The 21,639-nt window shown below is 69.1% G+C and carries 25 protein-coding genes; 11 read left to right on the top strand and 14 right to left on the bottom strand.

The window, feature by feature from the left end; all coding sequences use genetic code 11:
• Positions 1 to 13: 13 nt before the first annotated feature.
• From OHA10_RS26135 to OHA10_RS26115, 5 genes are read right to left on the bottom strand one after another with little or no spacing between them, the layout of a single operon-like run.
• Positions 14 to 985, bottom strand: coding sequence for an ROK family glucokinase (locus OHA10_RS26135; protein WP_371401399.1), 972 nt, complete (start codon positions 983 to 985; stop codon positions 14 to 16).
• Positions 976 to 1,353 (bottom strand): hypothetical protein, encoded by a 378-nt coding sequence (locus tag OHA10_RS26130; protein ID WP_371401398.1) that lies wholly within the window; start codon positions 1,351 to 1,353, stop codon positions 976 to 978. Before OHA10_RS26130 ends, OHA10_RS26135 begins: the two co-directional genes overlap by 10 nt.
• A complete protein-coding gene (locus tag OHA10_RS26125; protein WP_371401397.1) occupies positions 1,350 to 2,687 on the bottom strand; it encodes an ArsA family ATPase in 1,338 nt (445 codons plus the stop codon). The genes OHA10_RS26130 and OHA10_RS26125 overlap by 4 nt, the downstream gene beginning before the upstream one ends.
• Before the next feature lie 4 nt (positions 2,688 to 2,691).
• On the bottom strand, positions 2,692 to 3,123 hold the full coding sequence (locus OHA10_RS26120) for an SRPBCC family protein (RefSeq protein ID WP_371401396.1): 432 nt from the start codon (positions 3,121 to 3,123) through the stop codon (positions 2,692 to 2,694).
• A 4-nt stretch (positions 3,124 to 3,127) separates the two neighbouring features.
• Positions 3,128 to 3,571 (bottom strand): polyketide cyclase / dehydrase and lipid transport, encoded by a 444-nt coding sequence (locus tag OHA10_RS26115; RefSeq protein WP_371401395.1) that lies wholly within the window; start codon positions 3,569 to 3,571, stop codon positions 3,128 to 3,130.
• 109 nt (positions 3,572 to 3,680) lie between these two features.
• On the opposite strand from OHA10_RS26115, the gene OHA10_RS26110 reads away from it, so the two are divergent.
• Positions 3,681 to 5,471, top strand: a complete 1,791-nt coding sequence (locus tag OHA10_RS26110) for a long-chain fatty acid--CoA ligase (RefSeq protein WP_371401394.1) — start codon at positions 3,681 to 3,683, stop codon at positions 5,469 to 5,471.
• Positions 5,472 to 5,533: 62 nt separating this feature from the next.
• On the opposite strand, the gene OHA10_RS26105 is transcribed toward OHA10_RS26110, so the two are convergent.
• Both OHA10_RS26105 and OHA10_RS26100 read right to left on the bottom strand, forming a co-directional pair.
• Positions 5,534 to 6,133 carry a hypothetical protein gene (locus tag OHA10_RS26105; protein WP_371401393.1) on the bottom strand — a complete coding sequence of 200 codons (600 nt, stop codon included), beginning with the start codon at positions 6,131 to 6,133 and terminating at the stop codon, positions 5,534 to 5,536.
• Positions 6,134 to 6,177: 44 nt separating this feature from the next.
• A complete protein-coding gene (locus OHA10_RS26100) occupies positions 6,178 to 6,432 on the bottom strand; it encodes a PT domain-containing protein (RefSeq protein ID WP_371401392.1) in 255 nt (84 codons plus the stop codon).
• 190 nt (positions 6,433 to 6,622) lie between these two features.
• Here OHA10_RS26100 and OHA10_RS26095 point away from each other — a divergent pair, with 190 nt between their 5' ends.
• Complete coding sequence (locus OHA10_RS26095; protein ID WP_371401391.1) at positions 6,623 to 7,657, top strand: hypothetical protein; 1,035 nt, start codon at positions 6,623 to 6,625, stop codon at positions 7,655 to 7,657.
• 296 nt (positions 7,658 to 7,953) lie between these two features.
• Here OHA10_RS26095 and OHA10_RS26090 read toward each other — a convergent pair whose 3' ends face one another.
• The gene (locus tag OHA10_RS26090; protein ID WP_371401390.1) at positions 7,954 to 8,247 is read right to left on the bottom strand and encodes a hypothetical protein; all 294 of its coding nucleotides are present in this window, start codon (positions 8,245 to 8,247) and stop codon (positions 7,954 to 7,956) included.
• Here OHA10_RS26090 and OHA10_RS26085 point away from each other — a divergent pair.
• The 5 genes from OHA10_RS26085 to OHA10_RS26065 are packed head-to-tail and all read left to right on the top strand — an operon-like array spanning position 8,240 to position 12,251.
• Positions 8,240 to 9,154 (top strand): ABC transporter ATP-binding protein, encoded by a 915-nt coding sequence (locus OHA10_RS26085; RefSeq protein ID WP_371401389.1) that lies wholly within the window; start codon positions 8,240 to 8,242, stop codon positions 9,152 to 9,154. The genes OHA10_RS26090 and OHA10_RS26085 overlap by 8 nt on opposite strands.
• On the top strand, positions 9,151 to 9,927 hold the full coding sequence (locus OHA10_RS26080) for an ABC transporter permease (protein ID WP_371401388.1): 777 nt from the start codon (positions 9,151 to 9,153) through the stop codon (positions 9,925 to 9,927). Before OHA10_RS26085 ends, OHA10_RS26080 begins: the two co-directional genes overlap by 4 nt.
• 25 nt (positions 9,928 to 9,952) lie before the next feature.
• Positions 9,953 to 11,200 (top strand): sensor histidine kinase, encoded by a 1,248-nt coding sequence (locus OHA10_RS26075; RefSeq protein WP_371401387.1) that lies wholly within the window; start codon positions 9,953 to 9,955, stop codon positions 11,198 to 11,200.
• Positions 11,193 to 11,825 carry a response regulator gene (locus OHA10_RS26070; protein WP_371401386.1) on the top strand — a complete coding sequence of 211 codons (633 nt, stop codon included), beginning with the start codon at positions 11,193 to 11,195 and terminating at the stop codon, positions 11,823 to 11,825. Before OHA10_RS26075 ends, OHA10_RS26070 begins: the two co-directional genes overlap by 8 nt.
• Before the next feature lie 36 nt (positions 11,826 to 11,861).
• Positions 11,862 to 12,251, top strand: coding sequence for an STAS domain-containing protein (locus OHA10_RS26065; RefSeq protein WP_371401385.1), 390 nt, complete (start codon positions 11,862 to 11,864; stop codon positions 12,249 to 12,251).
• Positions 12,252 to 12,293: 42 nt separating this feature from the next.
• On the opposite strand, the gene OHA10_RS26060 is transcribed toward OHA10_RS26065, so the two are convergent.
• The gene (locus OHA10_RS26060; protein WP_371401384.1) at positions 12,294 to 12,683 is read right to left on the bottom strand and encodes a LysR substrate-binding domain-containing protein; all 390 of its coding nucleotides are present in this window, start codon (positions 12,681 to 12,683) and stop codon (positions 12,294 to 12,296) included.
• Complete coding sequence (locus OHA10_RS26055) at positions 12,577 to 13,179, bottom strand: LysR family transcriptional regulator (protein ID WP_371401383.1); 603 nt, start codon at positions 13,177 to 13,179, stop codon at positions 12,577 to 12,579. Before OHA10_RS26055 ends, OHA10_RS26060 begins: the two co-directional genes overlap by 107 nt.
• A 70-nt stretch (positions 13,180 to 13,249) precedes the next feature.
• Here OHA10_RS26055 and OHA10_RS26050 point away from each other — a divergent pair, with 70 nt between their 5' ends.
• Positions 13,250 to 13,999: an SDR family oxidoreductase gene (locus tag OHA10_RS26050; RefSeq protein ID WP_371401382.1), complete on the top strand. Its 750-nt coding sequence runs from the start codon at positions 13,250 to 13,252 to the stop codon at positions 13,997 to 13,999.
• Here OHA10_RS26050 and OHA10_RS26045 read toward each other — a convergent pair.
• On the bottom strand, positions 13,959 to 15,161 hold the full coding sequence (locus OHA10_RS26045) for an MFS transporter (protein WP_371401381.1): 1,203 nt from the start codon (positions 15,159 to 15,161) through the stop codon (positions 13,959 to 13,961). The genes OHA10_RS26050 and OHA10_RS26045 overlap by 41 nt on opposite strands.
• Before the next feature lie 67 nt (positions 15,162 to 15,228).
• Between OHA10_RS26045 and OHA10_RS26040 the strand changes: the two genes are divergently transcribed.
• The 3 genes from OHA10_RS26040 to OHA10_RS26030 are packed head-to-tail and all read left to right on the top strand — an operon-like array spanning position 15,229 to position 17,921.
• Positions 15,229 to 16,206 (top strand): DUF5937 family protein, encoded by a 978-nt coding sequence (locus OHA10_RS26040; RefSeq protein ID WP_371401380.1) that lies wholly within the window; start codon positions 15,229 to 15,231, stop codon positions 16,204 to 16,206.
• Positions 16,207 to 16,232: 26 nt separating this feature from the next.
• On the top strand, positions 16,233 to 16,904 hold the full coding sequence (locus OHA10_RS26035; protein WP_371401379.1) for a hypothetical protein: 672 nt from the start codon (positions 16,233 to 16,235) through the stop codon (positions 16,902 to 16,904).
• Positions 16,905 to 16,949: 45 nt separating this feature from the next.
• Positions 16,950 to 17,921, top strand: a complete 972-nt coding sequence (locus tag OHA10_RS26030; protein WP_371401378.1) for a DMT family transporter — start codon at positions 16,950 to 16,952, stop codon at positions 17,919 to 17,921.
• Here the strand turns inward: OHA10_RS26030 and OHA10_RS26025 are convergent.
• The 3 genes from OHA10_RS26025 to OHA10_RS26015 all read right to left on the bottom strand — a co-directional run bounded on the left by OHA10_RS26025 (position 17,914) and on the right by OHA10_RS26015 (position 21,634).
• Positions 17,914 to 19,065: an alanine--tRNA ligase-related protein gene (locus OHA10_RS26025; RefSeq protein WP_371401377.1), complete on the bottom strand. Its 1,152-nt coding sequence runs from the start codon at positions 19,063 to 19,065 to the stop codon at positions 17,914 to 17,916. The two genes, OHA10_RS26030 and OHA10_RS26025, sit on opposite strands and share 8 nt — an antisense overlap.
• A 215-nt stretch (positions 19,066 to 19,280) precedes the next feature.
• Entirely contained in the window at positions 19,281 to 19,928 is a 648-nt protein-coding gene (locus tag OHA10_RS26020; protein WP_371401376.1) for a response regulator, read from the bottom strand.
• Complete coding sequence (locus OHA10_RS26015) at positions 19,916 to 21,634, bottom strand: sensor histidine kinase (protein ID WP_371401375.1); 1,719 nt, start codon at positions 21,632 to 21,634, stop codon at positions 19,916 to 19,918. The genes OHA10_RS26020 and OHA10_RS26015 overlap by 13 nt, the downstream gene beginning before the upstream one ends.
• Positions 21,635 to 21,639 lie beyond the last annotated feature (5 nt).

Genomic DNA, 21,639 nt, shown 5'->3' with positions numbered 1-21,639 from the left:
CCAGTATCCCAGATCACCGAGCAGGGACCTGGACAGGAGCCGGGTGCCTGGCCAGGTCGGCGGCGCCGATGAGGCCGGCGTCGTTGCCTAGTTGGGCGAGGGTGAAGGTGGGGTGGGGTCGATTGGACTTGGCCGGGAGGACCTTCTCGAAGGCGACCTCGGCGGACTTCATCAGCAGGTCCTTGGCCGCGCTGACGCCGCCGCCGATGACGATCAGGCTCGGGTCGAACATCGTCGCGAGGCTCGCCAGGCCCTCGCCGAGCCAGCGGCCCAGGTCCTCGAGCAGTTCGACCGCGCACGGGTCGCCGGCCATCGCCGCCTCGGTGATCATCGGCCCGGTCAGCTCCGCCGGGTCGGTGATCCCGCACACGCCCAGCATCTGCGCCGCCGCGATCGAACCGGACTCGGCCTGGGCCCGTCCCTCGCGCACCAGCGCCCGTCCGGATGCGTACTGCTCCCAGCACCCCCGCGACCCACACCCGCACCGATGCCCACCGGGTACGACGCGCATGTGCCCCAGCTCGGCCGCGACCCCGTGAGCGCCGCGGAGCATCTCGCCCTCACTCACCACGGCACCGCCGATGCCGGTGCCAACCGTGATGCACAGCATGTGCTCGACGTCCTTCGCCGCACCGAACGCGAACTCGCCCCAGGCGGCTGCGTTCGCGTCGTTCTCCACCACCACCGGGATCTTCAGTGTCTCTGACACCCGCAGGCCGAGCGGCTCGTCCCGCCAGGCCAGATTCGGCGCGAACAGCACGGTCGACCGGTCCGACGAGACGAACCCGGCAGCGCCGATCCCGACCGCCTCCACCTCGTGCCCGGCGATCAGCTCGGCGGCCGCGTCACAGATCGCGGTCGCGGTCCCGTCGACGGAGTCCGCCGGGGTATTGCGGTGCGTGCGGGCCCCGATCTTGCCGTGCTCGTCGACCACACCGGCCGCGATCTTCGTACCGCCGACATCGATGCCGATGGTCAGTCCCATGGTTCGGGGTCCTCACTCACGTCGATCCGGTCCACCTTGAGCGGGGCCGGTTCCTCCTCGGGCTGCACAGGACTCTTCGGCCGCGACGCTGCGTCCTCCCGCGCCTGCCGGGCCGCGTCCGCCGCGGCCTCCAGCAGAGATCTCAACGAACCCAGCACCTGCGCGGCCGCCGTCGACAGCTGCTCGATCGTCTCCGGGCTGGTGTTCCGCACCTTGTGGATGAGCTGACACACCGGACACCAGACACAGTCCGGCCCCAGCTTGTGCTCGTGCTTTTCTTCGTCCCGAGGAGTCCCCGCAGCATCCTGGAGTACGGCGAACAGCTTGGCCGCTTCCTCGGCAACCGAGCCGACCGGCTCCTTGCTCACAGGTTCTCTCCGATCGCCGCCGTACGGCGGGCCAGCTGCTCGTGGTACTCCGCTGTCAGACCCTGGGCCAGCTCCTGCGCCGACTCCAGCGGCCCCGACCCGCTGGGCACCTCGGACGGGGCGACCGGTCGCGCGCTCTCCCGCGGCGCGAACCGCACCTGCAGCCGCCCCTCGTCGAGCCGCGCACCCGCGACCACCCCACGCGCCAGCGCGGCCGGCAACGGCAGCACCCGACGGTACGACCCGACAGTGATGATCAGCTCGTCCCCGTGCCGGGCGAGCTCCAGCTCGCTGGCCGATGCCAAGGGCAACGGCATCGTCAGCGTGTACGTCCGCCCGTCGGTGTCGATATGCCGGTCGACCCACAACGAGGTCTCGTCGGTCGCACGCGCGAACGGGTCGTCCCCGCCGTACATCTCGACCGCGAACGCCGCCAGCTCCTCGACCCCCACCGGCTCACAGACCCGGTACGGCGACTCCCAGATCGGCAACGGCCGGAACGAGTCCGCGACCTCTTCCAGGATCCCGCGCTGCGCGGCGACCCACTGCCGCCGCCAGGTGTCTGCACCGGCCGCCGGGAAGACCCGGTTGGCCACGACACCGTCCACGCGGTACCCGTACAGCGAGAGCCTGGTCAGCGACCGCCGCGCCTCGGCGACCACGACGGCCTCGGGCGTCAGCACCAGCCGCACCGACGCGTCCGGGCCGGCCAGCAACGTGCGGATGTCCGACAGGTCGCTCTGCAGCCGGCGCAACGCGTCGAAGACGTTGTCGTCCGGGACCGGCAGGCTCGACCCGCGGCTCAGACCGGCCCCGCGGTTGATGAACGGCCGGAACGTCCGCATCATCTTCCGCTCGGCGCTGAAGATCCGGTCGAGGTACCAGTTCAGCGCCTCCGGCAGCCCCAGCAGCCGCAGCGTCTCCGCGGTCGGCGCGCAGTCGACGACGATCACGTCCCAGCGCCCGGACCGGACGTGGTCGCGCACCTCGAGCAGCGCGAGCACCTCCGCGGCGCCGGGCAGCACGGTCAGCTCCTCGGCCTCGATCGGGTCGACCCCGATCATGTGCAGCACCGACCGCAGGTAGTTCTGGATGTCACCCCAGGACCGCTCGAACTTGCGCTGGGCATCGATCTGCTGGACGAACAGCAGATCGTCGATCTCCGTCGGCTCCGGCCCGACCTCGGAGTCGAACGCGTCCGACAGCGAGTGCGCGGCATCCGTCGACAGCACCAGCGTCCGCAGCCCGCGCAGTGCGGCGAGCGTGGCGGTACCCGCGGCGGAGGTCGTCTTGCCGACCCCGCCTTTACCCGTATACAGCAGAACCCGAGTCACTGGATCAGGACTCGACGCGCTTCTTGAGGCCCTTCAGGGCGGTGTCGATGATGACCTTCTCGGCCTTCCGCTTGAGCATCCCGATCATCGGGATCGCCACGTCGACAGCCAGCCGGTACGTCACCTCGGTCCCTTCCGCGCCCAGGTCCTTCAACACATAGGCGCCGTCCATGCCTTTCACCATCTTCGCCTCGACCAGCGTCCAGGTCACCTCGTTGCGGGACCAGACGTAGGCCAGCGTGTACTCGTCCGAGATCGCGCCGGCGTCGACCTTGAAACGCACCTTGTTCGGCCGGCCGGCCTCGTCGGTGGACAGCACCTCGGTCTCCCGCATCGAGTCGGCCCACTCCGGGTACGCCGCGAAGTCCGCGATCACCGCCATGATTTCTTTGGGGCTCGCGTTCACCTGGATGGTCGAGGTGGTCTGTTCCGCCATCGATTCACCTCTTCGCCGGTCGGGTCTCAGTGTCGGTCTCGGGGTCCTCAACGGAGACTATCGCGGGATCGGACGAGGTACGTCGTTCGCCCGCCGCGCGGCCCGCTTCCACTTCGTCCTTGAACCGCCACAGGTGCTCCCGGTACGACGCGACGTACCGCTCCTTGAGTCGTTCGACCGCACGGCCGCGGACCGGCCGGGCCGGGTCGACGCGCAGGTACCAGTGCACGACGACCCCGTCGCGAACCGGTTCCAGCCACCACTCCGCCGTACCGACGGCGGCGCCGGTGACGGCCCAGCGGACGCCCTCCACGCCGCGTCGCTCGGACGGTGTCAGGGTCAGGTCCGGCCACCACTCGCGCCAGAGGGTGTCCGATCCGAGTCGCTCGGCGACGTAGGCTGGATCAGCAACGACCAGGTCGTCGCAACTGATGTCGAGCGTGGGCATGCCTTCGAACCTAGTTCCTTGGGTCACATAAAGGTGGCTACTTGTGGGTAGGTGACTGTAGCGTGCGCCGGAAGTCGACAATTCGTGACCGACTGAGGAGACGACGCGGATGCGTGAGTACACCGTTCCTGCTGTGACCGAACCCGCCAGTGGGAGCTTGAGCGACCCGGTGTGGGCGAACGCGTCGTCCCATCCTGACACCGCGGTGTTCAGCCGCCGGGTGGCGGGCGGCGGCTGGCAGGACGTGACGGCGGCCGAGTTCGCCCAGCAGGTCACCGGTGTCGCGAAGGGCCTGATGGCCGCCGGGGTCAAGCCCGGCGAGCGGGTCGCCCTGCTCAGCCCGACGCGGTACGAGTGGACCCTGATCGACTACGCGATCTGGAGCATCGGCTCGGTCACGGTGCCGATCTACGAGACCTCCTCCGCATCCCAGATCCAGTGGATCCTGACCGACTCCGAAGCGGTCGTCGCCGTCGTCGAGAACGCAACCCACGGCGCGGTCGTCGAGTCCGCCCGGGCCGAGGCGCCTGCACTGCAGGAGGTCTGGCAGATCGAGGCCGGCGCCATCGACGAGCTCACCGCCCTCGGTCAGGACATCAGCGACGCCGAGTTCGACAAGCGTCGCTCGGCGGTCACGGCATCCGATCTGGCCACGCTGATCTACACCTCCGGTACGACTGGACGCCCGAAGGGCTGCAAGATCAGCCACTCGAACTTCCTCGACGAGCTCGGGCCCGCGGTGAAGATCCTCGACAACCTCTTCGACACCACCGGCGCGAGCACGCTGCTGTTCCTGCCGCTGGCGCACGTGTTCGCCCGGATCATCCAGGTCGGCTGCGTGATGAAGCGGGTCAAGGTCGGCCACAGCGCCGACGTGAAGAACCTGGTCGAGGACCTCGGCGCGTTCAAGCCGACCTTCATCCTGAGCGTGCCGCGAGTGTTCGAGAAGGTGTTCAACTCGGCCAGCCAGAAGGCGCACGCCGACGGCAAGGGCAAGATCTTCGACGCCGCCGCGGACACCGCGATCGCGTACTCGCAGGCCCAGGACAAGGGCGGCGCTTCGTTCGGGCTGAAGGCCAAGCACATGCTGTTCGACCGGCTGGTCTACGGCAAGCTGCGGGCCGTCCTCGGCGGCCAGGTCCAGTACGCCGTCTCCGGTGGCGCGCCCCTCGGCGACAAGCTCGGTCACTTCTTCCGCGGTATCGGCGTACCGGTCCTCGAGGGCTACGGCCTGACCGAGACGACCGCGGCCGTGTCGGTGAACCTGCCCGACGACATCCGGATCGGCACCGTCGGCCGGCCGCTGCCCGGCGTGACGGTCGCGGTGGCGGACGACGGCGAGCTGCTGTTCAAGGGCGGCCAGGTGATGCAGGGCTACTGGAAGAACGACGAGGCGACCGCGGCCGCGATCGACGCCGACGGCTGGTTCCACACCGGCGACCTGGGCGAGTTCGACGTCGACGGGTTCATCAGGATCACCGGCCGGAAGAAGGAGATCCTGGTGACGGCCGGCGGCAAGAATGTCGCGCCGACGCTGCTCGAGGACCAGATCCGGCTGCACCCGCTGGTCAGCCAGTGCATGGTGGTCGGCGACGGCAAGCCGTTCATCGCCGCGCTGATCACGATCGACCCGGAGAACATCGTGCCGTGGGCAACCGGGCGCGGGAAGCCGACCGACCCGGCCGCGCTGACCCAGGACGCGGACCTGATCGCCGAGATCCAGAAGGCGATCGACGACGCGAACGCCTCGGTCTCGCACGCGGAGGCGATCAAGAAGTTCTCGATCCTGCCGATCGACTGGACCCAGGAGTCCGGTGAGCTGTCGCTCAAGCTCTCGCTCCGCCGGCACATCGTGATGGAGAAGCACGGCGCCGACGTCGAGGCCCTCTACGCGAAGTAGTCGGGGGCGAAGGCGAGGAACTGGGTCAGAACGCAGAGCAAGTCGCCCGCATCCAGCTCAGGTCAGCTGTCGGTTGTGAAACCGGGCAGGCGGTGTGTGCCGGTGGGGTTGACCTGGAAGGTGAAGCCGTGGGGTGTGGTCCATTCCAGGGTTTTTGTGTCGACGCGGCGGACGTTCCAGCCTGGGGCGTGGGTCTTGACCCGGTGGGCGTAGCGGCTGAGCGGGGCGAGGTTGTGGGTGTTGGTTTGGCCAGCGGGGCCGTACGGGTTGTAGGGCTGGATGTGGTCGAGGTCGATGGTGTGGTGGGTTTCGCGGGTGCCGTACGGGAACAGTTCGACGGGGTAGGTGAGTCGGACGCGTTCGCGGATCCGGGTGGGGATCTCGTAGGCGTCGGCGCTGACGGCGTCGTTGAGGTCGATCACCGGTTTGACGACGTACGGCGCGTGGCCGACGAGCTCGGTGAGTTGGTCGGCGAGCAGCGGGCCGATTCCTTCGGCGCGCAGCACACCGTTGCCGGTGGCGAGGGTGTGGTCGGTGAGGTGGACGAAGATCTCGGTGTGCCCGGGACGTACCTGTCCTGCCGGGCTCGTGGGGTTGGTGTAGGCCGCCTGTTTGATCTGGGCCAGGCGTGCGTCGAGTGCCCGTTGGGCCGCGGGGTCCATCGGGAGCCTTGGATCGGGTTGTGTCCGTGGACCAGGGACGTAGCTCATGGCCCGACTGTCGAAGGGGTCAGCCGGCAGGTCGGGTTCACGCGGCTCGGAGCCGTGAAGGAACGGGTCGTCGGGCGGCTCGGGTGGATCGCCTGACGGGGAAGTCTCGCTGTGGTCCGATCCATCACTGGCCCCGTCACTGACCCCGCCGCTGGCCGTCCCATTGAGGGAGTCACCGACGGCTCCACGGTCGGCTCCACGGTCGGCTCCACGGTCGGCTCCACCGACGGATCCACGGCCGGACGCCTCATCCATCCGCAGTAGGCGATGGGCGGGGCCGCAGTCGTCGGTCGGGTTGGCCTCGTTGGCGTTCGGGGTGTCGTGTCGCGGGGTTGGCGGGCGCATCGCAGTACCGCGCCGGTCGGCGCTCGGAGAAGAAACACCCACCTCACCTGGGACGGTGGCATCTGTCCGGCGCTCGGGGGCTGGGTGGTTGCGGGCTTGGCTCAGGAGCTCTTGGGCGTAGCGGGGGTCGGCGATGATGCCGATGGCGTCGGCGCGGCGGTGTTGGAGGTGGCGCGTGTCGCCGAAGGTCTGGAGGGCGTCGGCGATCGCGGCGATGGTCGCGTCGTGCCGGATGACCGCGGCGGCGGGAGCCTTGGCGAACAGGGTTTTGTTGCCGTGGTCGTCGCTGCGGCCGACGAAGACGCCGCGCTCGTTTGCTGCCTCGGCGGCCTCGTCGCGGGCCAGGTCGGGATCGGCGTGGAGTCTGGCCGCGCGGATGATCTTGTCCAGCCGGTACGGCGTGATCGAGTCGATCAGCGGCGCGATGCGTTGGTCGACGTACCGTGCGGCTTCCTCGGACAGTTTCACGCACGCGGATGCGAGCTGGCGTGCCTTCCACGGGGTGGCGTCACCGGCTTGTACGCGCGCCCAGGTGAACGGGAACCGGTGCCGCAACGCCAACGCCTCGCCGATGAACCGCGCGGCCACCATCGGCGAGATCCCGAGCACGACACCGAACTCGGCAATCGCGAACTCCGCGATCTCCGGACAGCCTTCACCACCCAGCACCACGGCCCGCTCCCGCCCATCACAGGACCGGCGGCCGAGCCTCACGCCACAGGTGGACGGGTGGAACCGGTCGGCGTAGATCTGCGCATGCTCCAGCAGCCGCGCGTCGGCCTGATTGGCCATCACGCGATGCTCGACGGCCGACTCCAACAGGTCGGCCGCCGCAAGCTCACTCAGATCAGCGTCGAACATGTGTTCGATTCTACCTGCTCGTCTCTCGCCCGCCAAATCGGCCCAACCGACGAAACCCCTTGTTTACAAGCCGAACGCGCGCGTCCTCACCATCGCGTCAGGTCCCACGGTCGAGGTCAGCCGCCAATGCGAGGACCGGTCGGTCACGGCAGGATTCCGCGCTCAACATGGACACAGGCCAACGTTGTGCAGGGCGTCGCGGAGCCTCCGGCAGCTACGCGCCTTGATGAAGTCACCAGCCGAGGCGGTAGAACCCGAGGCGGCTGGTGATGCAGATGATGTTTGTAGGCGGCACGGCGTACCAGGTGTAGCCGTCAAGGATGGTTTCCCAGCCGCATCCGGTGATTGGGCGGCGGCCGTGGCGGCCTCCTGCGCCCGGCATGGACGCGGCCAGCAGGCGAGCCCGAGTGCAGAGTGATACCGCACCGACCCACCTGTATGAAGTTTTGTCGTGTGGTAGCTCCAATCCTTCACATACGGTGGGTCGCCGCATTCCCGACACGCCGATCACCGGCGAACAGGCAACGCCGGACGCACAGACCGAGCCAGCCAGGCTCCCAACCACTCTATTTTCTTGTCTTTTTCTGCGTCTCCTCTGCCCTTCTTCTCTTGAGGGCTTCTGAATAGCGCTCTGTCTTTTCTTCCTTTTCTCTGGTCTTTTCCAACTTCTTCCATCGCCGACTGACCTGCGCCTCGACGCCGCTCGTCGAGGGCCTCACGATCGAGGTCGACAGGATCACCGTCAACTGAGCAAGCAGGTCCAGTTGTAGGGCGGGATCAGCCATATGGCTGATGCCGCCTCGAGCTCGATGGGCGATGCCGGCGGGGTGGTCGGTCGGCGAAGCTCGATACATGACCACGAACAGGCCGATCGTCGAAGTCGGCAACCTGCGTAAGTCGTACGGCGGCCGCGCCGTCGTGGACGACCTGTCCTTCACCGTCGACGAGGGCGAGATCTTCGGGATCCTCGGCCCGAACGGCGCCGGCAAGACCACCACGGTCGAATGCGTCGAGGGGCTGCGCGTCCCCGACAGCGGCCTGGTCCGGGTCGCCGGGCTCGACCCGATCGCCGACCACGCGGCCGTCACCCAGGTGCTCGGCGCGCAGCTCCAGGAGAGCGAACTGCAGGCCAAGCTGACCGTCCGCGAGGCACTCGAGCTGTACGCCGCCCTGTACCCGAACCCGGCCGACTGGCGCCCGCTGGCCGAGCGGCTCGGCCTGACCGACCAGCTGACCTCGCGCTTCGGCGTACTCAGCGGCGGCCAGAAGCAGCGCCTGTTCATCGCGCTCGCGCTGATCGGCAATCCCAAGGTCGTCGTACTCGACGAGCTGACCACCGGCCTCGACCCACGGGCCCGGCGCGACACCTGGGAGGTCGTCGAGGACGTCCGCGCCCGCGGCGTCACCGTCCTCCTGGTCACGCACTTCATGGAAGAGGCCCAGCGGCTGTGCGACCGGATCGCGGTCATCGACAAGGGCAAGATCACCGCGCTCGACACACCTCAAGGACTGATCAGCCGTACGGCGGGATCGACCGTCATCTCGTTTACGCCATCGGCCCCGCTCGACGACGTCGACCTGGCCGCGCTGCCGGCGCTCGCGTCGATCGAGCAGAAGGACGGCCGGATCACGCTCGGCGGCACCGACGAGACCGTCACCGCCGTGCTGTCGCTGCTCGCCCGGCACCGCATCACCGCCCACCAACTCCGTGTCACCGACGCCACCCTCGACGACGCATTCCTAGACCTCACAGGAGCCACCCGATGAGCGCCATCGCCACCACCGCGCCGGTCCGGCGCCCTTCGCCCCGCGCCGCCGTACTGCGTGCCGAGGCCCGCCTGTTCCGTCGGGAGCCCGGGACCTTGTTCTGGATCCTCGGCTTCCCGCCGCTGCTGCTGGTGATCCTCGGGTGCATCCCGGCGTTCCGGAAGGTCGACCCCGGCCTCGGCGGGCTGCGGATCATCGACCTGTACGTGCCGATCCTCGTCCTGGTCGCGCTGATCGTGACCGGTCTGCAGACGATGCCGCCGATCATCACCGGCTACCGCGAGCGCGGCATCCTCCGCCGGATGTCGGCGACCCCGGTCAAGCCGTCCGCACTGCTGACCGCGCAGATGGGACTGAACGGTTCGGCCGCGGTCGTGTCGGCGCTGGTCTGCCTGACGATCGGCCGGCTCGCCTTCGATGTCCGGTTGCCGAAGCAGGCGGCCGGCTACGCGCTGGCGCTGCTCCTCGCGGCGGCCGCGGCCCTGGCACTCGGAGCGCTGGTGTCCGCCCTCGCCCACACCGCGAAGGTCGCCACCGCGATCGGCTCCGCGGTGTTCTTCCCGAGCATGTTCTGCGCGGGTGTCTGGCTGCCGGTGCAGTCCATGCCGAACGTACTGCGTCACATCGTCGAGCTCACCCCCTTCGGTGCAGCGGCCCGCGCACTCGGCCAGGCAGCGGCCGGCGACTGGCCGTCGTGGTTCCACCTCGGCGTCCTGGCCGTGTGGGCAGTGCTCCTGTCCGCGGCCGCCGCCAAGTGGTTCCGCTGGGAATGATCGACCGGTAATGCAAACTGGGACGGTGACGGTGGAAGCAGGGACGACGGGCGACGCCCTCGAGCGGCGGCAGGAAGTCTTCCGCCGCTGGGCGCCGTACTTCCTGCTCGCCCTAGGCACCTTCCTGGCTGTCGTGACGGCCGGCCTGATCACGCCGTTCAACGACCAACGGACCGTGGCCGCCGTGCTGGTCGGGGCCGCTCTCGTCCTGGAGCTGTGCTGGAGCTCGATCGGCGCCCGCCACCAGGCCCCGGACCGAGTGTCCATCGGGTACTACGTGCTCCGGTGGGCGATCGGCTTCGCGCTCACCCTCCTGAACGGATTCTTCGCGTTCTACGCCGCAGCGGGGTACTACGACGCCGACGAGCGGATCCCCGGCCCGCGGACGCGACGGTTCGCGCTGTTCGCCTGCTCCATCCCGGTCTCCGCGGCCCAGGCCAGTGGCATCCCGGTGCACGACGCAGCGCGCTGGCTGGTGTTCGCCGGCCTGCTGATCGCGAACAACGCCCTGCTGACGGTCGCCAAGCACTTCGCCGACCAGGAGGAGGCCCGGTCGCGGGCGCGGGCCGCCACCATCGCCGAGCTCCAGCAGGCACACGACGAGAACGCCGCGTTGCAGGCACAGCTGCTGGTCCAGGCCCGCGAGGCGGGTATCGCGGACGAACGTCGCCGGCTGGCGGCGGAGATCCACGACACCATCGCGCAAGGACTGACCGGCATCATCGCCCAGCTCCAGGTCGTCGCGAACACCTCCGACCCGGCGACCGTCAAGGACCACGTCAGCCTCGCGACCGACCTGGCCCGGCACAGCCTCGGCGAGGCGCGGCGTTCGGTCCACAACCTCGCCCCGGTCGGCCTCTCGAACGACGGCCTCCCGGAAGCCCTGCGGAAGATCGTCGACCAGTGGGGCGAGCGCAGCGACGTACGGGCAGAGTTCACGGTGACCGGGACACCGCAACACCTGCACGGTGAGATCTCGGCGACGATCCTGCGCATCACCCAGGAGGCGCTGGCGAACGTCGCCAAACACGCGGCGGCCACCCGGGTCGGCGTCACGCTCAGCTTCATGGACAGCGAGGTCACGTTGGACGTCCGCGACGACGGCAAGGGTTTCGACCCGATGTCGCTACCCGCCCGCACCCGCACCGGCGGCTTCGGCCTCGACGGCATGCGAGCCCGGGCCGAACGCATCGCCGGATCTCTCACCGTCGAGGCCGAACCAGGCTTCGGTACGGCGGTGTCGGCTCGCGTACCGTTGGTGCCCCATGCCTGACATCTCGCTGATCCTCGTCGACGACCACCCGGTGGTCCGCAACGGCCTCCGCGGCATGTTCGAGTCGGAGCCGGGTTTCACCGTGCTCGGCGAGGCCTCGAACGGTGTGGAGGCGGTCGAGCTGGCCGCCGACCTCGACCCGGATGTGATCCTGATGGACCTGCGGATGCCCGGCGGTGGCGGCCTGGACGCGATCACCGAGCTGACCCGGCGGGGCATCCGGTCGAAGGTTCTGGTCCTGACCACGTGGGACACCGACACCGACACGCTGCCGGCGATCGAGGCGGGCGCGACCGGCTACCTGCTCAAGGACGCACCGCAGGATGACCTGTTCAACGCGGTCCGCCAGGCGGCCGAGGGTCGCACGGTGCTCTCCCCCGCCGTCGCGTCCCGGCTGGTCACGGCCGTCCGTACGCCGGCGCCGAGTCCGCTGGCCGCGCGCGAACGGCAGGTTCTGGAGCTGGTCGCGAAGGGTACGCCGAACCGCGACATCGCCCGTGAGCTGTTCATCAGCGAGGCCACGGTGAAGACCCATCTCAGCCACGTCTTCACCAAGCTCGGCGTCACCGATCGCGCGGCGGCGGTGGCGAAGGGGTACGAGCAGGGGATCCTGGGCCGGGACTGACGCTCGCGACGTTAGCCGCGGGGTACAGGTCATGACATGAAACCCGATGTGAACCGCCCCTTCGCCTGTAACTGGAGTGCCGTCGGTGAGTGCGCGATCGTCCGGGTGGCGGGCCCGGTCGAGGTCAGCGCGCTGTCCGCGTTCGCCGACGAACTGCGCCACGTGATCACCACCAAACTGCCCCGCCTCGTGGTCGACCTCCGCCGCGTCACCGCGATGGAAGCCGCTGGTCTCGACGTCCTCGCCGACGCCCACCAACTAGCCGTCGAGAACGGCGGCTGGCTCCGCGCCTCCGGCGCCGCCCAATGGCTCGCCGACCTGATCCGAGCCACCGGCGCCACCCGCCCCGTAGACCACTACCCCACTCTCGCCGAAGCCCTCCCGTCCTACCGCCCCGCAGCCGTCGGCCTCACGCACCCCCGGTGAACGGCCACTGCAGCAGACCAGCCGCCTTCTCTTTGTTGCTCGTCACGGCACCGTTGGCCGTCCGCCCGAGTGCCTGATCGCTGCTTCCACGAAGCGGGCCAATTCTTTCGAGCGGCTGCCGGCCGGCCAGACCACGTACATGCGGTATGCCTCGACGTCGGCCACCGGTCGGTAGACGACGTCCGGGCGGATGTTGCGTTCGGCCATCGACTGCGGGACCAATGCGACCGCCTGCCCGAACGCGACCACCTCCAGCAACTGCGACGAGTCCTGCACGATCGGCCCCTCCACCGGATCGTCCGGCCGCGCCGACCAGTAGTTGCGCTCAGCAACATTGGACCGACTCCACCGCGGCGCCGGGATCCCGGCCAGATCCTCTGCGTGCAACACGTCGCGCTCGGCCAACTCGTGCCCGGCCGGCAACGCCGCCACCCAGGGGCTCGGTGTACAACTCCTCCATCTCCAGTCCGGGATCCTCGAACGGCCGACTGACGAGCGCCACATCCGCCCGCCCGTCCCGCACCATGTCCGCCTGCTCCCCGAACCCACTCACCACGACCTGAACCCCCGGCAGCTCGTCCCGCAGCTCCGCCACGATGCGATGCAGCAACTCCGTCGCGACACCGGGCTTCGCCGTCACCACCAGTCCCCCGGCAACAGCCCCGGCCCGCTGCGTCCGCCGTACCGCCGAGTCCAACGCGTCCAGCACCGGACCCGACTCCTTCAGCAGGGTCTCCCCCGCCGCCGTGAGCTCCAGCCGCGTCCCCGAGCGGTCGAACAGGTCGACGCCCAGCCGATGCTCGAGCTGACGCATCGCGCGCGACAGCGGCGGCTGGGCGATCCCCAGCCGCTCGGCGGCGCGGGTGATGTTCAGGTCCTCGGCGACCGCGCGGAAGTACCGCAGTTCGCGGATCTCAGGTTCCGGCATACCTCCAGGGTATGGCGGACCACCTGATCGGTGTTGGTCCGCACCGGGGGTTCCGCGCTGGACTGGGGACATGAATCAGAACGAAGTCGCCCTGGTGACGGGCGGAAACAAAGGCATCGGCCGCGAGATCGTCCGGCAACTCGGCCTGCGCGGGCTCACGGTCTATCTGGCGGCACGCAACCCGGAGCTGGGCTCGGCCGCCGCGGCAGAGCTCGAGGGCGAGGGCCTCGACGTACGGTTCGTGCAGCTCGACGTGACCGACGTGGAGTCGGTCGACACAGCCGCGAAGCATGTCGAGGCGGACTCCGGCCGGCTGGACGTGCTGGTGAACAACGCCGGCATCGTTGCCGAATGGGGTACGTCGGTCGCGGACATCACAGCCGAGCAGGTACGCACGGCGTACGACGTGAACGTGTTCGGGGTCGTCTCCGCGATCCACGCGTTCGTACCGCTGCTGCGACAGTCGCCGAACGCCCGGATCGTGAACATGTCCAGCGGTCTCGGCTCCGTCAACCTCCTCTCCGAACTGGACGGCCGCCTGGCCACCCAAGGCTTGCTCGCCTACAGCTCGTCGAAGGCCGCCCTCAACGCGCTCACCCTCGTCTACGCCAGCGCCCTGCGCGCGGACGGCATCAAGGTGAACGCCGCAACGCCCGGTCTGGTCCCGACCGACCTCAACTCCCAGGCCTCGGTCCCGCGCGGCGAGCGCACGGTCACAGACGGAGCAGCCGTCCCGGTCGCCTTGGCAACACTGCCCGCGGACGGCCCGACCGGAGTCTTCAGAGGACCTGACTCGCTGGACGCCGTAGCTCCGTGGTGAGGGCCTGACGGGCGATCAGGAGGGTGGTCGCCGTACCTAGGATGCCGGCGGCGGCGATGGTGAGGTTGGGCGCAAGGAATGAGCCGACCACGCCGGCCAGGGCGATGCTGATGCCCTGGATCGCCATCAGGCCGCTGGTCTGGACGGTGAACAGGCGGCCGCGGTACGACGGCTCGACGGACTGCAGGATCAGCGGGTCGACGCCCTGGTTGAACGCGTAGCCGGCGCCGGCGATCGCGAGCAGTACGGCGGCGACCGGTATCGGCGGCTCAGCCAGGAACGCGATCGCCGGGAGCTGGCTGGTGAGCAGGAACGGGACGACGAGCCGTCGTCGCACGGAAGGGGGAAACCGTGCGACGACGAGCTCGCCGAGTACAGAGCCGACCGCATAGCCAGTGAACAACACGCTGGCAACCGCGGCGGCGACGCCGACCTGGCCGGTGTAGGCGACGGCCAGTCCATCCGGCACCGACGAGAACGCCGGGGCCACCCAGGTCAGCAGAATCAGGTAGCGAAGCTTTCGGTTGGCAAACAGCAGTTGCAGCCCGGACCACGAGTCCCGGACCGTGTTGCTCTTCCGCTCACCCGGCGGCGTGTACGGCGTTCCCGCGCCGATCAGGACGGCCGACGCGACGAAGCTCACCGCGTCCAGCGCGAGCAACCAGTTCGCACCGACCAGCGCGACCGCGATCCCGCCCAGCGCGAACCCGCTCAGCACCGCGACCTGACTGATTGCCCGGAGCAACGATCTGCCGATCGGGAACAGGTCTGCCGGCAGCAGGTGGGCGAGGCTCGCGGCCCGCGCTCCGGCGAAGAGCGGCGCGATCAGCCCGGTCCCGAGCAACAGCCCGAGCAGCCCCGCCACCGGCATCCCGGGCACCAGCATCGCGGCCACGCAGGCCGCGCTGAGCAGATCGCACACCACCAGCACCCGCCGCGCCGGGAACCGGTCCGCGACCGATGACAGCAGCACGCCGCCGACGGCGTACGGCAGGAACGAACACGCCAGGACGAGCGCCGACAGCAGCGGCGACCCGGTGCGCTCGAAGACCAGGATCGACAGCGCGACCTGCGCACCGACCGTACCCACCATCGAGACCGTGTGCGCCGAGTACACCGCCCGCATGCCGGGAACGCTCAGGACAGCTCCGTAGGACCTCACGCCGAGAGCGTGCACGACCGCTCGCCACCCGGCGTAGAGTTTTGGTTGTGGCCGAAAGTTCGCGCTCATGACCGTACTGCGGTTCACGCAGGCGGATGCCCTGCGCTGCCGGTTCGGGGCCTCGCCGCTGTGGGAGACCATGTCCGCCGTCCGCGTGCTGAACGGGTCGAAGCACCGGCCGCTGTACGGCGACTGGATCGACGCGAATCGCGAGGCGGCGAGCCAACTGGATCTCCGCGGGCTGAAGGCCGTCCAGCCTCGCGTCGGGTTCACACCGGACTTCCTGACGCCGCCGCCCAAGGCATCCCGGGCGAAGTTCGCGACCGAGATCGCCCGCGTGCGCAGCACCCCGCTCGAGACGGTGCGCACTGAGCTGATCCGCTCGCGGGACGAACTGAAGAACCCGGCGGCACCCGAGATCGACAAGATGCTCGACGATCTGGCCGGCACCCGCGACCGGCTCGCGGACGAGATCGAGAGCGCCTGGGAGAGCCTGATCAAGCCCGACTGGCCGCTGATCAGCCGTGTCCTCGAGGACGACATCGCCTACCGCGGTCAGCAACTGACCGACGGCGGCCTGGCCGGCCTGTTCGACGACCTGCACCCGACGCTCGCCTGGGAGGACGACCGCCTGATCGTGACCCGGTACCGCTCCGAGGACCGCGACCTCACCGGACAAGGACTCCTCCTCGTGCCCGGAGTCTTCGCCTGGCCGTACCTCGTGATCGTCGCGGACCCGGCGTACCACCCGACTCTCGTCTACCCGGCCCGCGGCGCCGCTCGCCTCTGGTCCGACGCACCCGCTCCCCCGGACCCGCTGGCCCGTCTCCTCGGCCGCACGCGCGCCACCCTCCTCGTCGCACTCGACCCGCCGGCCACCACCAGCGCACTCGCCGACCAGTACGGCCTGGCCCTGGCAACAGTCGCCGAACACCTCTCCGCGCTGTACGACGCCGGTCTCGCCACACGTCGTCGTACCGGTCATCAGGTCCATTACCGGCGTACCGAGGTGGGACAGGCCGTCGTCGACGCTTCCGTCGGCTAGCGCGGCTTCGGGGACAGAATGCAGGGGTGAACAAGGTTCAGAAACCCCCGGCGCCGACGACGCGGCACACCCGGCGATGGCCGGCGTCCCTGGCGGTCTGCGCGGCTTTGATCCTGCAGGTGCTCGTGCCGACGCAGATCAACGTGCTTCCGCAATGGCTGTTGCCGGGCCTCGGGCTCCTGCTCCTGCTGCCGCTGGTGTGGATGAACCCGTTCCACCTGTCCAGGGACGAGCCCTGGCTCCGCTGGGTCGCCCTCGTCCTCATCGGGGTGCTGGTCGTCACCAACGCTGTGTACCTGGGCGGCCTGATCTATTTCCTGAACCATGGTGCCGCCAACAGCGGTGGTGTGCTGGTGAAGGGCGCTGTCGTGATCTGGGTAACCAACGTCGTCGCGTTCGCGATCTGGTACTGGGAGATCGACCGCGGCGGGCCGTTCGCGCGGGCGCCCGAGCACGAGCGCAAGGAGGAGCGGGTCGACCTGCTGTTCCCGCAACTCACCGTCGATCTGCCCGGCTGGGAACGCTGGCTGCCGGGATTCACCGACTATCTGTTCGTGTCCCTCACCGCGGCGACCGCGTTCAGCCCGACCGACACGATGCCGCTGACCGCGCGCACCAAGACGCTGATGGGCATCCAGTCGCTGATCTCGCTGCTGACGATCGCGGTGGTCGCAGCCCGCGCGGTGAACGTCCTCTGAGATCTCTCTCGACAGTTCTGTAATGAGCATGAGAGCGTTATGCCCATGTACAGCACGAAGTCGGTGGGGTTGGGGTTCGCGATCTTCTCCGCGGTCACGTTCGGCGGTTCGGGACCGTTCGCCAAGGCGCTGATCGGGGCCGGGTTCACGCCGCAGCAGGCGGCCTGGCTGCGCATCCTCGGCGCCGCCGCCGTACTCGTCCCGCTGGTGCTCGCGTTCCGCGGCCGGGCCGGGCTGCGCGCGGCACGGGCCTCCTGGAAGGCGCTCGTGCTCTACGGCCTGACCGGGATCGCCGGCTGCCAGACGCTGTTCTTCCTCGCGGCGAGCCGGCTGCCGGTCGGCGTCGCGCTGATGCTCGAGTTCTCCGGCCCGATCCTGGTGGTCGCCTGGCTGAAGTTCGGGCAGAAGGTCGCCGTACCGCGGTCGGCCGCGATCGGCGTCAGCATCGCGGTCGTCGGCCTCGCGACGGTGGCCGAGATCTGGACCGGACTGCAGATCGACCCGATCGGCCTGCTCGCCGGGCTCGGTGCGGCCGCCTGCCAGGCGACGTACTTCATCCTGATCGACAAGCTGACCGGCGCCGCGGATCCGCTGGTGATGACCGCGGCCGGCAGCGTGGTCGGCGCCGTCGCACTCACCTTCGTCGCCGCGCCCTGGGGTACACCGTGGCACGTGCTCGTCGACACGATCGCGATCGGCCACCGGCACGCACCCGGCTGGGTGATGGCCGCCTGGCTGATCCTGGTGAGTACGGTCGTCGCCTACCTGGCGGGTGCGGCCGCGGTGCAGCGCCTGTCGGCGGCGATTGCCGGCGCGGTCGCGTACGTCGAGGTCGTGGCGGCGTGCATCTTCGCGCTGATCCTGCTCGGCGAGACGCTGCGGACCAACCAGATCATCGGCGGCGTGATCGTCCTGGCCGGCGCGTTCGTGGCCCAGTCGTCGGTCGGGAAGGTCGCGTCTCCGGAGATTCCGGACTCCGACGCTCCCCGCACCGACGTGCTGGACCCCGTCATCTGAGCGAATCCACCAACTCCCGCGGCAGGCCGTGGGTCTCGTGCAGGTACTCGTAGTCGGTGTCGTCGAGCGACTTGTGGAAGCGCTCGTGGCTGAGCACCTTGCGGCCGCGGTCGAGCAGGTTGCTGAACCGGATCTCCTCGTCGATCAGGATCCGCCGGATCAGCGTCACCGTCTCGCCCTGGTGGAAGTGGTCCAGCGTGTGCTCGAAGAGCTCGATCGGCACATCGGACAGCGAACGGCTGTCGTCGTCGCGCCACAGCGTGGTCAGCATCCGGCGGATCAGCCGGCGCAGCACGTACCCGCGGCCGGTGTTCGACGGGTGCACGCCGTCGCCGACGATCACGATGCTGGACCGCAGGTGGTCGATCACGATCCGCTGCGACCGCTCGTCGAGCTTCCACAGCTTCGGGATGATCCGCATCCACGGCTCGAACAGCGAGGTCTCGTACACCGACGGCTTGTCCTCGAGCAGCATCGTCAGCCGCTCGAGTCCGAGACCGGTGTCGATGTTCTGCTGCTTCAGCGGCTCGAGCGAGCCGTCGTCGAGGCGGCGGTAGCGCATCATCACGTGGTTCCACACCTCGACCCAGCGGTCGTCCGTGGTCGGCGTACCCTCCGGCTCGCCGTCGCCGGTCCAGACGAAGATCTCCGAGTCCGGGCCGCACGGACCGGTCGGGCCGTTCGACCACCAGTTGTCCTCGGTGGTCAGCTCGATCGGCAGGCCGAGCTCCTGCCAGGTCCGCAGCGACTCCTGGTCCAGCGGCACCTGCTCGTCACCGCCGAACACGGTCACGTACAGGCGCCGCGGGTCGAGGCCGAAGCGGGTGGTGAGCAGCTCGTAGCCCCACTTGAGCGTCTCGCTGCTCCCGTAGTCGCCGAGCGACCACGAGCCCAGCATCTCGAACACGGTCAGGTGGGTCGGATCCCCCACCTCGTCGAGATCGGTGGTTCGCAGGCAGCGCTGGATACCCACGAGTCTGCGCCCCAGTGGATGAGGTTCGCCCTCCAGGTACGGCGTGAGTGGATGCATCCCGGAGGTCGTGAAGAGCACCGGATCACCCAGCCGCGGGATGAGCGTGGACCCGGTGGTCGGGACGTGGTCGCGGTCGATGAAGAAGTCGATGAAAGTCCTGCTGATGGTCATGTCCTTGGTCCTTGTCAGATCGGACCGGAACCAGACCACCGGGTAGCAGAAACAACAACACCGGCGAACCGTTTCCGGTCGCCGGTGGAAGTTTCGAAGATGTCAGGCAGCGGCAGCCGGGGAGCGGAAAGCTCGTACGGCTGCGGCAAGTCGGAACATCCGGTGCATGTGGCTCACAGTACACTATTCAACGCACCAGCTGTCCAGAAATTCCCTCAGGCGTCGGAGGCCCGCAGGAACATCAGCACTGCCCGGACCCGGCGATGGTCGTCGAGCCCCGGCGGCAGACCGAACTTCTGGAAGATCGACCGGACATGCGCCTCGACCGTCTTCGGACTGAGCACCAGCGCGTCGGTGATCGACTGGTTCGACCGGCCCTGCGCCATCAACTCGAGGACATCACGTTCCCGGTCGGACAGCCGCTCGACCGGGCTGCTCGGCCGGCCGAGGATCTGCTCGACCACCGCCGGATCGATGACCAGGTCGCCGCGACCGATCCGGCGTACCGCATCGGTGAAGTCGGTCAGCTGAACCACCCGGTCCTTGAGCAGGTAGCCGGTCCCGGTGGCACCGGTGGACAGCAGCGTCAGCGCGTACTGCGGTTCGACGTACTGGGACAGCACGAGTACGGCGGTGCCCGGGTGCCGTGCGCGGATCTCCTGCGCCGCGGTCAGGCCTTCCTTGCCGTACCCGGGCGGCATCCGGATGTCGACGATCGCCACGTCCGGCCGACGCTGGTCGACCAGGAACCGCAGTTCATCGGCGTCCCCGGCCTGGCCGACCACCTCGAACCCGGCCTCGGTGAGCAGCCGCGCCATCCCCTCGCGGAAGAGCAGCGAGTCCTCGGCGATCACGACACGCATGGGAGCTCCGCGAGTACAGAGGTTCCGCGGCCCGGTGGACTGTCCACGCTGAGCCGCCCGTCGACAGCGGCGACCCGGTCGGCCAGACCCCGCAGCCCTGATCCCTCCGGGTCGGCACCGCCCTTTCCGTCGTCACGGATCTCCACCAGCAGCTGCCCGTCCACCCGGCGTACGGCGACCGACACCTCCTTCGCCGAAGCATGTTTGGCGGCGTTCGCGAGCGCCTCGGAGATGACGAAGTACGCCACCGCCTCGATGGCCGGCTCGAACCGTCCGGGCGGTACGGCGAGCAGGCGAACCCGTACCGCGGAGCGTTCGCTCAACGACCGCAGCGCCGGGACCAGCCCTTCGTCGACCAGGATCGACGGATGGATCCCCCGGGCCAGTTCGCGCAGCTCGGCCAGTGCCGTGGTCAGCCCGTCCGCGATCGCCGCCACCGAGTCCGCGACGGCCGGATCGTCGCCGGCCGCCAGCTTCGCTGCCGCCGTCCGCGCGTCGAGCGCCAGCGACACCAGCCGCTGCTGCGCACCGTCGTGCAGGTCCCGCTCGAGCCGGCGACGTTCGTTGTCTGCGGCAACCACGATCCTGGACCGGGACGCGCGGACCTCCGCCAGCTGGGCGCTCAGCTCGGTCCGCAACCGATCGTTGTCGACCGCCATCCGTACCGCTGCCCCGGCCGAGTTCAGCAGGTCCCCACTGTCCAGCAACGCGCGATCGTGGACCACGGCAACCATCGGGCGGCCGTCGTGCTCGAGGTACGTCGTCGACTGGGTCGATCCGGCGCCCGGGAGATCCAGGGCGGCACCGGCCGAGGTGAGATATCGCTGACTCCCGGTGTCCCAGCGACCGATGGCCAGGCACGGATCGCCCAGTACGCGCGCCATCGTGCGCTCGACCAGGTCCAGCCCGGAGTGCTCGGCGAGCTCCGTGACGAGCTCGCCGATCCGCGCCTGCCGCGCCCACCCGAGTGAAAGCCCCACCAGGATCGCTACGGGATGGACGAGCCCGGCGTACACCGTCACCAGATTGATCGCCTGGCTGACGCCGGGATGGGTGTCGTAGAGCTTCAGGTGGTTCGCGATCATCTGGGCGCTCAGCGCCAGCAGAAGCGGCACAGCGGCAACCAGCACGGGACCCGAGATCCGTCGAAGCGGTCGGCTCGCTCGCCACCACCGGACCACGCAGACCACCGCGAGACCGACGAACACCGGCACCATGAAGTAGACGCGTGCCGGGAAGGCGGCGTAGATCCGGTCGAGCAGGCTGACGGCGCCCGGGCCGGCGTGGAGCAGGTTGAGATCGGGCGGGCAGTCGGAACAGTCGAAGTCGGACGGATCGGTGCCGAGGATCGGGATCGTCGTCCAGCACACCATGGCCAGACCGGCCGCAAGTACGGCCAACTGCTCCCACCGACGGGTGAGCCGACCGCTGGGAAAGGACAGCAGCAGCGCGACCAGGGCCGGCAGATAGGCCAGCTCGAACGCGATGCCGATCGTCCACACCAGCGGGACGTGCGCGCCCTCGAACAGGAACATCAGGTAGGCGACGCCGGTCAGGACGAGCAGGATGCCGGTGCGGTTGCGCGGCTGGCGGTCCCACGCGATCAGACCGGCCACCAGGTACAGCCAGGGCAGCAGACCCCACTGCCAGCCGGCCTGACCGACGCGCCACAACTGCAGGCAGACGACGGCTCCGGCAAGTGCCACCAGCA

The sequence above is a fragment of the Kribbella sp. NBC_00662 genome (assembly GCF_041430295.1).
Lineage (GTDB): Bacteria > Actinomycetota > Actinomycetes > Propionibacteriales > Kribbellaceae > Kribbella.
The sequence above is the reverse complement of the archived record's forward strand: the minus strand, read 5'-3'. Positions and strand labels throughout refer to the sequence as shown.